Origin of the sequence: Shewanella sp. 10N.286.52.C2 (assembly GCF_002874545.1) — a bacterium.
Taxonomy (GTDB): Bacteria; Pseudomonadota; Gammaproteobacteria; order Enterobacterales; family Shewanellaceae; genus Shewanella.
The window spans coordinates 25757-37862 of sequence record NZ_MCTV01000046.1 but is presented as its reverse complement, the minus strand read 5'-3'; the positions used below and the strand labels follow the sequence as shown (position 1 = coordinate 37862).

Annotated in this window: 11 protein-coding genes; 5 read left to right on the top strand and 6 right to left on the bottom strand. The window is 42.5% G+C overall.

Features of this window, described 5'->3' with window-relative positions:
- Positions 1–284 precede the first annotated feature (284 nt).
- Positions 285–500 carry a TIGR02450 family Trp-rich protein gene (locus tag BCU94_RS15580; protein ID WP_102476900.1) on the top strand — a complete coding sequence of 72 codons (216 nt, stop codon included), beginning with the start codon at positions 285–287 and terminating at the stop codon, positions 498–500.
- Here the strand turns inward: BCU94_RS15580 and BCU94_RS15575 are convergent, their stop codons facing one another.
- Entirely contained in the window at positions 501–1172 is a 672-nt protein-coding gene (locus BCU94_RS15575) for a nitroreductase family protein (protein ID WP_102438389.1), read from the bottom strand.
- Between the two features lie 500 nt (positions 1173–1672).
- Here BCU94_RS15575 and BCU94_RS15570 point away from each other — a divergent pair, with 500 nt between their 5' ends.
- Positions 1673–3292 carry a methyl-accepting chemotaxis protein gene (locus BCU94_RS15570; RefSeq protein ID WP_102476899.1) on the top strand — a complete coding sequence of 540 codons (1620 nt, stop codon included), beginning with the start codon at positions 1673–1675 and terminating at the stop codon, positions 3290–3292.
- 43 nt (positions 3293–3335) lie between these two features.
- On the opposite strand, the gene BCU94_RS15565 is transcribed toward BCU94_RS15570, so the two are convergent.
- Together BCU94_RS15565 and BCU94_RS15560 are read right to left on the bottom strand one after the other, a co-directional pair.
- Positions 3336–3509, bottom strand: a complete 174-nt coding sequence (locus BCU94_RS15565; RefSeq protein ID WP_102476898.1) for a YbaM family protein — start codon at positions 3507–3509, stop codon at positions 3336–3338.
- A 154-nt stretch (positions 3510–3663) separates the two neighbouring features.
- A complete protein-coding gene (locus BCU94_RS15560) occupies positions 3664–4038 on the bottom strand; it encodes a PH domain-containing protein (RefSeq protein ID WP_102438386.1) in 375 nt (124 codons plus the stop codon).
- Positions 4039–4371: 333 nt separating this feature from the next.
- Between BCU94_RS15560 and BCU94_RS15555 the strand changes: the two genes are divergently transcribed.
- Positions 4372–5109 (top strand): nucleoside-diphosphate sugar epimerase, encoded by a 738-nt coding sequence (locus tag BCU94_RS15555; protein WP_102476897.1) that lies wholly within the window; start codon positions 4372–4374, stop codon positions 5107–5109.
- 890 nt (positions 5110–5999) lie between these two features.
- On the opposite strand, the gene BCU94_RS15545 is transcribed toward BCU94_RS15555, so the two are convergent.
- Positions 6000–6500, bottom strand: coding sequence for a nuclear transport factor 2 family protein (locus BCU94_RS15545; protein ID WP_102476895.1), 501 nt, complete (start codon positions 6498–6500; stop codon positions 6000–6002).
- A gap of 141 nt (positions 6501–6641) precedes the next feature.
- Here BCU94_RS15545 and BCU94_RS19825 point away from each other — a divergent pair, with 141 nt between their 5' ends.
- Entirely contained in the window at positions 6642–6827 is a 186-nt protein-coding gene (locus BCU94_RS19825; RefSeq protein ID WP_277869670.1) for a LysR family transcriptional regulator, read from the top strand.
- 346 nt (positions 6828–7173) lie between these two features.
- Here the strand turns inward: BCU94_RS19825 and cydC are convergent, their stop codons facing one another.
- Both cydC and cydD read right to left on the bottom strand, forming a co-directional pair.
- The gene (cydC, locus tag BCU94_RS15535; RefSeq protein WP_102476894.1) at positions 7174–8964 is read right to left on the bottom strand and encodes a cysteine/glutathione ABC transporter ATP-binding protein/permease CydC; all 1791 of its coding nucleotides are present in this window, start codon (positions 8962–8964) and stop codon (positions 7174–7176) included.
- Positions 8964–10844: a cysteine/glutathione ABC transporter permease/ATP-binding protein CydD gene (gene cydD, locus BCU94_RS15530; RefSeq protein ID WP_102476893.1), complete on the bottom strand. Its 1881-nt coding sequence runs from the start codon at positions 10842–10844 to the stop codon at positions 8964–8966. Before cydD ends, cydC begins: the two co-directional genes overlap by 1 nt.
- 350 nt (positions 10845–11194) lie before the next feature.
- On the opposite strand from cydD, the gene BCU94_RS15525 reads away from it, so the two are divergent.
- Positions 11195–12076 (top strand): sensor domain-containing diguanylate cyclase, encoded by an 882-nt coding sequence (locus BCU94_RS15525; protein ID WP_102476892.1) that lies wholly within the window; start codon positions 11195–11197, stop codon positions 12074–12076.
- The last annotated feature ends 30 nt before the right edge of the window (positions 12077–12106 follow it).

The following is a 12106-nucleotide window of genomic DNA, read 5'->3' as shown; positions in this document are numbered from 1 at the left end:
TATGCGCTTTTCAGCATTTTTCGTCGGGGGGCTGAGGGATTGTTAAGGGGGACAAGCAGTTTCCCCCTTGACTCTGGTGTGGGCGAAGCGCCACGACTTTGATTTTTACATGGCAAAATAAATTGAGGGCAAGTGTGAATGTGAAAAAACCACAATGTTAATCCAAACAGAGTTTGGAAACAGAACCCTTCTATAGCTGAACCTTTTAACCCGATTCAACGTAATAACGTAATGAGGTAAATAAACAATCAGATGAGATATAAACCACCAACTAGGAGAAATGAATGAACCCACTACATCCAAAAAAGTTACTTCATAGTAAGTGGACTAAGGTCAATGTGACCGAAAAGCTAAAACACTTTTCGGTCATCAAAGTCAGTTTTGATGAACAACAAAACGTGATTGAATGCTTGATTAGAGCAGAGCTAAACGGTCAAGAATTTGCTATCAATTGGCGCGAGTTAAAACAAACCAGCCAGTGGTTACAAGGCTGGAAGTAATCATAAAAAATCACAAATCTCAGTTAACGGTTTCTTGTGTAAAGCATGCTCTGGTACCGTAGCATTCTCATCAGGATAACCAGCCACAATCAGCATATAGGGGCGCTCATTGTCATTATCTCGGCCACATACTTTACTTAAAAACGACATAGGTTTGGGAGTGTGAGTTAAGGTGCCAAGGCCTGCATTGTGCAGCGCCTGAATTAAAAAACCTGTGGCGATGCCTACCGACTCATGCACGTAATAATTCTGCTTTTGCTCACCATTATCTTCGCTGCGTTTTTTAGAAAACACCGCAATTAACCAAGGGGCGGTTTCTAGATAAGGTTTGCTGGCATTAGTGCCTAATGGCTTTAAATTATCGAGCCACTCTTCACCGCCGCGACCGGCATAAAACGCTTGTTCAATGGCTTCTGCTTGCTGGCGAATTTGCGCTTTAATCTCAGGGTTGCTGATGGCGACAAAGTGCCACGGCTGATGATTGGCGCCATTGGGCGCGGTTCCTGCCGCTAAAATACATTGCTCAATAACCTGCTGAGGAACCGCTCTATCAGAGAACTTACGTATCGAATGACGGCGTTTTACATTTTGATAGTTTTGCTGCGCCCGTTCAATCATCTCTGCTTGGCTATATTCGATGAAATCTGTCAGTGGTAAGTGAGCTTCGGTCATGTGTGTTCCTTATTATTTTAGTTAGCACGGTTTGAGTCTTGTTCTATTTATCGGCTTATCAATTTATCGTCCGTTAACCATCGTTATAGCTTCATGAGCAAGTAGCCGCTAAAGCTCTTTAGAATATAAGGGCTTAATCATATGGCTATAAAGCAAGCTGGCTACGGCCTGTGATGCATAAAGCACCAGCTTACATTGTATATTTACAACTAAAAACTCAACTATTTAAAGTCAAAAACGCTAGCAGCACACATCCGACCAGCACAATGGCTCGAACTCCTTAGCTGGCGATCATTTTTATTTTAATGCTGCTAACTCTTGGGCATAATCAGCAACCCTTTTACTCAAGTTGGCAAACAAAAACCTCACACCAACAGCGTAATCACAACCAACTTTTTATTTGGAACGCAAAATTAACACATTTTTAAAATGGAAGTTACCAGCTACAGAACCGTTAAGCAGATTCAAATAAAACACGATAATAAAAATTAAAGGTTTACATGAATTTTACCATCAAGCATAAGATCAGTTTCTTCGTCTTCATTTCATTATTCGCCATTATAGCTGTTGGATATAAAGGTATCGATTTAGTCGAGCAGAAAATGCTCGAAGCCAAAAAGGTCCAACTACAAGTACAAGTCGAATCGGTCGAAAGTCTACTTAAATCGGTTTATCAAAAAGTGCAAACCGGGGAGCTTGCAGTTGATGAGGCAAAGCAAGACTTTTACCTTACCCTACAAAACCTCAGTTATGGTCATGACGGTTATTTCTTCGCATTCACTTCCGACATGATCCTTCGCGCATCCCAAAAAGGCGCAAAAGTAGCGGTTAATATCGCCCATGTCCAAGACAATGATGGCGGCTACCTGTATCAAGAGATTTTGGATGGCACCCGAAATCGTGATAATCGCGGCTTTGTTGAATATGACTTTAAACGCGTTGCCAATGGTAAACCTGAACCCAAGTTATCTTACTCATTAATGTTTCAGCCATGGGATTTAGTGGTGGGAACGGGTATTTATATTAGCGATATTAATGAGACAGCAAACAAAACAATGATGACGATGGCGTTAGTTGTCGGTGTTATTCTGGCTATCTTGCTCAGTATTTCATTTTTCATTATTAAAGCGATAACGGGACCGATTAATAATATTCAAGCGGTGATGCTAAAAGCAGAGCACGGTGATATGACACAACGTATTGTGATTGACAAAGAGCATGATGAGCTGGGTCAGCTAAGTAAATCAATCAATGCGATGTTAAGTCAGTTTCATCAGCTACTCGATAGCTTAAATGTCTCATCTAAAACACTGTCGAGCGCATCAGAAGGGCTCTCTGTTATTGCGGCACAAACTAATCGAAGTGTTTCAGATCAAACGGGTGAAATCCAAACGGTAGTCAGTGCTATTGAGCAAATGTCTGTGACAATCAAAGAGGTTGAAGGTAACACCCTTAACGCTGCGAGTGCCACTGCAGAAGCCAGCGACATGATTAATGGCGCAAGTGATATGGTTGCAGATACCATCACATTAATAAATAACACCTCCCATAGAATTGATGAAGCCAGCGCGGTTGTCGATGAGCTTAAGCAGGGATCCGCAGAAATTGCCCAGGTACTCAATGTGATTACCAGCATTTCAGATCAAACCAATTTACTCGCCTTAAACGCGGCGATAGAAGCTGCTCGTGCTGGTGAAGCTGGTCGCGGTTTTGCAGTGGTTGCTGATGAAGTTAGAAGCTTAGCCCATAGTACCCAAAACTCGACTGTGGAAATCAGCAAAATCATTGAGACCCTGCAACACTTAGCTCAAAGTGCAGCCAGTAGCATGAATGCAGGTAAAGAAGCTACCAATCAAACCATAGAGGCAGCGGCTAGAACGGATCAAAACTTAAAATTAGTGGTGCAGCATGTAGACAACATTAACCAAATGACTGAACAAATTTCTTCGGCAACGACTGAGCAATCAGCGGTTTCTGATGAAGTAGCTCGCGCTATGGTCAACATTAGTAATATTTCACTGGAAACAGGTCAAGCAAGTGAGCAAACCAGCCATGAAAGTGAGAATGTGAAATTACTGTCAGAGCAAGTTGATAAAAATATTGCTAAATTTACGATTTAATCGCCTCAAATGAATAACAGATAAAGCAGCGATACAGGGTGTTCTACACGCCCTGTTGCTGCTTTTTTTTGAAATCAGCTAAGGTGATTTGTAATGCTTCAATCGCCGTTGTGGTATCTATTTTATTTTCTTCAAGTAACTGAATTAAATCGACCGCAAGTTGAATGGCTTTAGGCGCATCATTCAAGGCTGATGGTTGCGGAGTTTCTGTGGTCATTTGCGTTATCCAATATGTAAAGTAGGCCTAACCATACGCACATAATGATTGCGCTATGGCTCAGCCGATATGTTAACTCAGTAATTGTTGTTGGCCTGCGGTTTATGGTAAGACTTTAGCTGGCTGCTTTGTTATAAAACACATTAACTCGCAATTAAAGTGAAAAGTTAGCAATGGCTTTTTGAATGCCCACCACATCAGTGCCTTTTTTTAGCTCTTTAACTATGGGTTGCTCTGTGCCTGAAATATAAATTTTCAGCTCGGCATCCATATCAAAGGTACCTGCGGTTTCAACAATAAAGTGAGTCATCGATTTATAAGCAATTGAATGATAACTCACCTTTTTGCCCGTCATGCCTTGTTTGTCGATTAAAATAAGCCGTTTGTCGGTGAACACAAACATATCGCGGATCAATTTATAACCCAGATGCACTGACTCATTGTCAGCCAAAATTGGCGCAAGCTCTTGCTCTAATTCTGCTAAATCAACTTCTGACGAGTTACCTAATATCGCATCAAATAATCCCATAACGTCTCCCTGTTTTTATGTTTTCAAACTGAATGGTCAGCTTATTCATTATATTTATGCCACAAAATACTGCGCTATCTTGATGATATTAACAAGCTTATTCCATGCTAAAACCAATACTTATAAATGTTCAATAGCAGCTGCTATGGACTAATAACCCTGCAATTACCTATGCAACTACCTATGCAACTACCTATTCAACTACCTATTCAACTACCTATGCAGCAGCGCTTTTGCGCACTTATTTTGAGCCGTATTAACAAGCTTATTCCATGCTAAAATCTCTACTTATAAAAAAGAGTCAACATGCTGGCTTGGTACTTTAGGAAAAATATGAATGCTGCAATAATTGGTGCCACAGGGCTTATTGGTGCAAATGTGTTACTTGGATTACTGGCTGATGAGCGCTACCAGCAAGTAATGGTTTTAGGTCGACGTCTGCCACAACTGGCTGAAGGCACCCACGGCATCGACAAGCTCAGCTTTATTCAATGCCAGCTAGAAGACATCCCCAGTTTATCCATTCCGATCGACATCGATCATGCATTTTGTTGTTTAGGCACCACCATTAAGCAAGCGGGTAGCCAAGATAATTTTAAAAAAGTAGATGTGACTGCAGTTATTGATTTCGCTAAGTTAATCCAACAACATCAACTTAGCAGAAACCGTTCAAAGCCATGGTCTTTTTCAGTGGTCACGGCATTAGATGCCAATGCAAATTCAAGCATTTTTTATAATCGTGCTAAAGGTCAGGTACAGCAAGCCTTAGTCGCGCTTAACCTACCTAAACTAATGATATTTCAGCCAAGCTTGTTATTAGGGGAGCGTGCGAGTCAGCGAACCTTAGAAGATATAGGGCAAAAGTTTTTTGCTATTGCCTCTGGGGTATTTATCGGCCCTTTAGCCAAGTACAAACCCATTACAGGCAAGCTTGTGGCAGACAACATGCTGGCTGTTGCAATAAAAGATGAAGAGTTAGTCACTGATGCCGAATTAGTTAATGACACTAAGCTAGATAAAGTCGAGGTTAGGATTATTGATAATAAACAGATGCATCGACTGGTTAACTGAGGTTTGTCCCAAAGCTTATTTCAAATTTTTAAAAAAATCTAAATCAAGGTCGTGGCGCTTCGCCCCTTCTTTTGTAAAGAGCAGACTAAAAGGGTATCAACAGCAATACCCTCTATACTCTTTATTAAAGAATTAGGCCCGCAGCCCCAACGAAAAATGCTGAAAAGCGCATGTTTTCAACGGGGATTAATCCAGCTTTTAACTTCATTTTGAGTCCGCTTCGGCAAGCTACAAAAATCACTAACGCTTCCGATGGGGCGTCCCTTCCCCTCGAAAGCTAGCCAGACATCCATGCCTGGACTCACGTAATTTTCTTGCTTACCTCAATTCAAATTGAACATTCAAAGAAGATCAAAAGCACCCACGCAACTTGAGTAATTTAGCTTTTAAAGTTGTCACGAATACAGTCAAATCGAAGAGACAATAATCCCAGTGTAGATGCAGCAGCGAGCTTCCAAAACATGGATGTTTTGGCAGAGCTTACAGGGACGTACTTGCAGCGTCTCGCAGTTGTATCTGCACATAAGCCTGCGGCAGGCAATGGATTAGATGGAAGTGATGGATTACAGTAATTGCCCCAATATAAACGAAGTATAAAGTTGGTGGCTGTAACGCATTTATGCCCCAAAAGGTATTTGAAATGGATATATCCCGAAGCTTAGCAGTTTTTATTTACCCTCAATAATCTAATATAACATTCAATAGAATGGCCAAATTATCTATACCACTACACACCGTGTACGTTTACGACTGGTTGAATCTGAGGGTTTCATAGATAAGTCTCCAAACTGTCAACTTATCTCAGGACGGGACAGAGCAACGAAAAAAGGCGCAAGTGATCACTTGCGCCTTTTGTTGTTAGGGTCTCTATTTGGGATAGATTTATATGCTTACTTTTTAGCGTGGAACGCTTTCGAAACGGCAAAACTGTCTTCGAACCAGTTCCAGCTTTTTACCTTACCATTTTCAACGTGTACACGCACAGCCCAGCTGAATTTTCCAGTGTCGGCTCCCGACTCCGTTGCAATCGCGCTCATGCTACCCATAAAAACGGCTTGGTCGCCATTAACGAAGCTATAGTCTGTAGTCCAGCTTGTGGTTTTCAGGCCTGCACCAAAACGAGGAAGAAAGGTATTAAGGACAGTCTCTTTTGTTTCCCAATTGCCGATCCAAGGTATTTGGTTGTCGCCTTCATTATGCCAAACAAAGTCATCAGACATTAGCGCATTGAGTTTTTCCATGTCACCCGAACCTGCAGCCCATAAAAAAGCTTGAGCAGTTTCTAGAGTGTTGGATGGTTGTGTTGTGCTTTCTGTGTCTGCAAAAGCAGTCGTCAGCTTGAACATTGAGAGTAAGCAGATAAGCAAAAGGGGTGACTTATTTTTTAACATTTTGATTTCCTTTTAATTGAACTTAAATACATAAAGCACTTAACAAACAACACGATAACCATCACAACACATCAAAACAACTATAATATATATGAATAAAATCGATTATTTGTCGCTTAACGGGCATAGTTTTCGAACCTTTTGACCGTTCTTGAAGAGAATTCGGTTTCAAAGGCAGCTGAACGACTTGGGGTTACTCAATCTGCCGTCAGTCATACACTAGACAAACTGCGAGTGACCTTTGATGACCCACTTTTTGTGCGCTCTGGACTAAGTATAGACGCTACCCGAAGGGAGTGGGTAGGATTGAAAAACAAACCTTTGTAGATACATATAGTAAAGTAGCTTTTGCTGGATTTGGACATGTGGTGTAAATTGTAAATCACGCATAAAAGTTCAAGCACTCTGAGCAGGAATGCCCAGATTTAGCCTTACTAAAGTTAATTTATAGATTGCTAATTTAGTAAGATCTCTGGCAAGGTTTATGTCCAAAAATGAGTTTCAACCTTTACAGTCTGCAAATAACCAGCTCGATTTGAGCTAAAACAAAAAAACGCTAATCGCTTGGTTCAATCCCAAGTCGATTAGCGTTTTTTTGTTGTCATTATCGTTTCAAAAGCGTTTTCCAATTCCTTTCAAACGATAACAGTCCTTTCTAACGATACCAGTCCTATTAAGCTTCTTTGGCTAAATGCTTATATAAACCTTGGTATTCAGCACAATCTTGCATTAAGTCTTCATGGGTGCCACTGGCGGCAATCAGCCCATTATCCAGCATATGAATTTGATCCATTTCAGCCATGGCGGTGAGTCTGTGGCTGATCATCAGTAAGGTTTTACCTTCAGCAAACGTAAACAGTAAGCGTAAAATTTCCCGTTCAGTGCGTTTATCAAGCCCTTCGGTTGGCTCATCAAGCAATAAAATAGGCGCATCACGCAGTAATGCACGAGCCACCCCAATTCGGCGCTGTTCGCCACCTGATAACTGACGCCCGCCGTCACCAATCCAGCTGTCTAAACCAATTTCTTCACCGCGATCTGTAGCCGTTACGGACTCAAGTAACGTGCCTAAGCCCACTTGCTTTAACACTGCGATTAAGCGCTGATCATTGGCCTTTTTCTTTTGCCCCTCAACATAAGGTAAGGCAATGGTTAAGTTATCGCGTACTGTGCCAGCAAATAAATGCACCCGCTGACTCACCACTGTCATCGCGTTGCGTAATGACACTTCGTCATAGTCAGCAATATCATGACCTGATAATCTGATTTGACCTTGTTGCGGCATCCACTCACGGGTGATCAGTGCAAGCAAGCTTGATTTACCACAGCCCGTTGGCCCAAGTAAGGCCACTTTTTGGCCTTGGGTTATATGTAAATTAACCCCGGTTAAAATTGACCGCTCAGCTTGATAGCCAAAGTGAATGTCGTTTAACTCAAGTTCTGTAGCAGCTAATTCACCCCCTTGAAATTGGCGCTCACCGTACTGAATATCCCCTTGCTGATCGGTAATTTCAGTAATACGTTTAGCCGATAACACACAGCTAGATAAATGCTGAAACGCCCCAGAGATTGGCATCATCATTTCAATTGACGCCATAGTAGCAAACACCATTGTCGCCATTAAGGGGCCTGGCGGCACCTGCGCACCAACGCCTTGTCCAGCAAGATATAACATCATTACCACAGCAAAACCGTTCACCGCAATCAATAGCCCTTGGCTAAAACCAGTAATATTGGCCATGGCTGTTTGGCTGTTAAATAAGGCTGTTTCAGCATCACGTAATTTTTGTCTATAACGATCATTAGCTGCAAAAATGCTTAATTCAGCTTGTCCCTGAATAACATCAAGGATTAACACTCTAAAGTGGCGCTTAGCATCTACCACAGCCTCACCAGGTTTTCTGCCTAAGCGATAGAATATCAATGGCAGCACAATCCATACACTCAGCAACAAACCACATAGGCTTAACGCTAGGGTTAAATCAAACCAAGATAAAAATGCATACAAGGCAATGATGGTCAATAACGACGCTGTCATTGGCACCAGTAAGCGTAAATACAAATGATCTAAGGTATCGATATCGGCCACTAGACGGTTAAGCATGTCGCCTTGTCGTAACCCTTGCAGATTACTGGCACTAAGCGGAAACAGCTTTTTCCAAGACCAAACCCGTAAATCCGTAAGTAATTTAAAGGTCGCCTCATGGGTAGCTAAGCGCTCACCATAACGACTTGCGGTGCGGGCAATAGAGAAAAAACGCACCCCACCAGCAGGAGTAAAAAAGTTAAAGGCTAATGCCGTGGCTGCAGTTAAACCCGCGATGGCGGTTGCGGATAAAAACCAGCCCGATAATGACAATAAACCGATACCCGCAAGGATAGTAGTACAGGTAAGAAACAAGCCAATGGCCATCATCAGCCATTGGCGTTTAAACAATTTAAGGAACGGATATAAAACTTGCATTATTTATCCTCCTTAGTGCCAATGCTCTGCGCCATTTCGGCTTGGTTATTTACGTTTGCCGCGTCAGTATCAGATTCAGCAGTAATAAACAGTGATAAACCATCATCTTGTTGCTGCATTGATTTGAATAAACCCGGTTGCTGGCTGAGGGTTTTATAGTCGCCTTGTTGCACAAGGTTGCCATTATCAATCACTAAAATATTATCCATATCTTGTAGCTGGTCTAATCGATGGGTGATCATCAAGCTGGTTTGCTGCAACTTGGCTTGATTAAGGGCGGCGCTAACCAGTTGCTCACTTTGGTTATCAAGACTGGCGGTGGGCTCATCCAACAAGAATAAGCTCGCAGGTTGCGACAACGCCCGCGCAAGGGCAATACGCTGAGCTTGTCCCACTGAAATACCCGCTGATTGGTCACTAATAATGGCATCAAGCCCTTGGGGATGAGCCTGAACAAAATCAGCAATATTGGCTTGTTGCAGTAACGCCATAATCTCAGCATCGCTGAGCTGTGCGTTGCCTAGGCTGACATTATCGCGGATAGAGCCATGGAACAACTGCGGGTCTTGACCTAACCAAGCAAGCCTTGAGCGCCAATAGTTTTTATCAAGTAAACTCAGCTCAGCGGCATTAATTTGCAGTGAACCTCTGTAAGGTAAAAAGCCCAGCAAGGCATTTAATAAACTGGTTTTACCGGCGCCACTTGGGCCAACAATAGCAATATGTTCGCCGGCTTTAATGCTAAATGAAATCGGCCCTAATAAGGGTTTTCCCTCTAAGGTGAGCACTTCAAGATCTGTTGCGGTGATCACAATTTTACTGAGATCGGTGTTTCGCAGCTGGCCAGTTTGCTCGCTAAAGTTTTCGTCAACTTGCTTTAATGGATTAGGATGTTCAAGAAGTTCTACCAAGGCTTCTGCTGCACCAATGGCTTGTGCTTTAGCATGGTAATGGGTGCCTAAATCACGTAATGGCTGAAAAAACTCTGGCGCTAAAATCAGCACAAACATACCGGTAAATAAACTAATTTTAACCCCATAATGACCAAAATTAAGGTGCTCTAGGTAGCTAAAGCCAAAATACACCGCCAGCACAGCGATAGATAGCGCGGCAAAAAACTCCAGTACCGCCGAACTTAAAAATGCCATTCTCAGCACTGACATAGTGCGTTGCCTAAAGTCTTCTGAGCCAGTTTCGATTTGCTTTACTTCAGCTTCTGCGCGGTGAAACAGCTTGAGGGTACTTATGCCCTTTAAGCGATCCATAAAATGGCCGCTTAAACGTGACAGCGCGCTGAAGTTTTTACGATTAGCATCGGCGGCGCCCATGCCCACTAAAATCATAAACATGGGGATCAACGGCGCTGTGGCCAGTAAGATCAGCCCTGAGGCCCAATTGAGCGGAAATACCGCCACTAAAATAATTAGCGGAATAAACGCTGCCAGCATCATTTGCGGTAAATATTTAGCATAAAAATCGTGCAGATCTTCAACTTGCTCAAGAACCACACTGGCCCATGCCCCTGCTGGTTTACCTTTAATAAAAGCTGGACCTAAATCGGTGAGCTTATTGAGCACAGCTTCACGAATGTCGCCACGAAGGCGTTTACCCGCTTCAAAACTCAAACGCTCTCTAGCATATGCCAGCACCGCTCTGACTAGAATTAAACTAATTAAAGCGCCAAATTGCAGCGTAAAACTGCCCATGGGTAATTCCAGCATGATCACCCCATGGAGGATGGTCGCCAACAAGTAAGCTTGGGCAACAATTGCCACCCCATTAGCGGCCCCGGTAAAAATGGCTAATTTAAGGAAAATACCACAAGATGATTTCTGCGATTTAAGCCAGTGAGTGAGGGACTTTTCTAAAGTTTTATCCATTAGATTCCTGAAGAGAAATACGCCTAGATTGGCGCAGTAAAGTGTGGAAAATTGCCGCAGTATCGCAAGCTAAAGCCCTAGATTACAGCCGCCACCTTAGAAGTGTTAACTGACTCACACAATACTAATAAAAATTATAGTAGGTAAAGCTTATTAACCTTGTTTAGAGGGTTAAAAGATCTGCTTAAAAACCACAGCGGCTTTGATGACCAGAGCCATAAAAACTCCCCATGACTAAAACCATAAACATTGCTACGTTCAAATATTAACCATTGACAAATACCCTAATTCTACCCACATTTAGTTAGTCCTTTTTAATGACTAAAAATTCACTGTGGAGATGCAATTAAATGCAATTTGATCTTCCTGCGCTGCGGGCCCAAGCATTTGATTATTTATTTGATGCTGTGGTGGTCACCGACACTGAAGGTGTTGTGATCGATTGGAACGCAGGTTCTCAATCTTTATATGGCTATAGTAAAGCCGAGATACTGGGTCAACACGTCAGTATTTTGCATTCGCCGGAGGATACTGAATCTATCACCGAACAAGTGATGTCTGCAGTGGCCAAGCATGGCAAGTGGAGCGGTGAAATTCGCTTTAAACATCAAGATGGCACCATAGGCTGGATTGAGTCCATGTGTATCCCGCTGTTTGATGAGCAACAGCAGTTTCTCGGCGCACTCGGCATCAACCGCGATATCACCAAACGCATTGAAGATGCCCAGCGGTTATTAAACCTTGCCTATTACGATCAACTCACCCAAATGCCCAATCGTCACTTACTCACTGACAGAGTCGGACAATATATCGAAAGAGCCAAACGCAATAACAGTCGTTTTTGTCTGTTTTATATTGATTTAGACGACTTTAAAAAGGTCAATGACAGCCTTGGTCATAACGAAGGTGATCAAGTGCTAATAGAAGTGGGCCGCAGGTTAAATGCCCAAGTCAGAGATGCTGACACCATTGCTAGAATGGGTGGTGATGAGTTTGTCTTAATGATTGAAGGCATTCACGACAACAACGACATTGCCGCAGTGGCAGATACCTTAATTGCATGTTTATATAAGCCCTTTCAATTGGGCGAACAATCGGTAAACGTTAATTGCAGTATTGGTATCGCCACTTACCCTGATTCGGGTGAATGCTTTGATAGTTTGATTAAATCAGCTGACTTTGCCATGTACAAATCCAAGCGCCAAGGCGGAGCAACCTATCGTTTTAGCTAGCCTTATCAGGCTGCTGATTTAGCTACTGGC

What these genes read in the sequence shown, in the direction of transcription:
- BCU94_RS15555 (WP_102476897.1), top strand. Translation starts at nt 4,372, where the DNA reads ATGAATGCTGCAATAATTGGTGCCACAGGGCTTATTGGTGCAAATGTG.
- cydD (WP_102476893.1), bottom strand. Translation starts at nt 10,844, where the DNA reads ATGGATAAAACTTTAGAAAAGTCCCTCACTCACTGGCTTAAATCGCAG.
- BCU94_RS15575 (WP_102438389.1), bottom strand. Translation starts at nt 1,172, where the DNA reads ATGACCGAAGCTCACTTACCACTGACAGATTTCATCGAATATAGCCAA.
- cydC (WP_102476894.1), bottom strand. Translation starts at nt 8,964, where the DNA reads ATGCAAGTTTTATATCCGTTCCTTAAATTGTTTAAACGCCAATGGCTG.
- BCU94_RS15570 (WP_102476899.1), top strand. Translation starts at nt 1,673, where the DNA reads ATGAATTTTACCATCAAGCATAAGATCAGTTTCTTCGTCTTCATTTCA.
- BCU94_RS15560 (WP_102438386.1), bottom strand. Translation starts at nt 4,038, where the DNA reads ATGGGATTATTTGATGCGATATTAGGTAACTCGTCAGAAGTTGATTTA.
- BCU94_RS15580 (WP_102476900.1), top strand. Translation starts at nt 285, where the DNA reads ATGAACCCACTACATCCAAAAAAGTTACTTCATAGTAAGTGGACTAAG.
- BCU94_RS15565 (WP_102476898.1), bottom strand. Translation starts at nt 3,509, where the DNA reads ATGACCACAGAAACTCCGCAACCATCAGCCTTGAATGATGCGCCTAAA.
- BCU94_RS15525 (WP_102476892.1), top strand. Translation starts at nt 11,195, where the DNA reads ATGCAATTTGATCTTCCTGCGCTGCGGGCCCAAGCATTTGATTATTTA.
- BCU94_RS15545 (WP_102476895.1), bottom strand. Translation starts at nt 6,500, where the DNA reads ATGTTAAAAAATAAGTCACCCCTTTTGCTTATCTGCTTACTCTCAATG.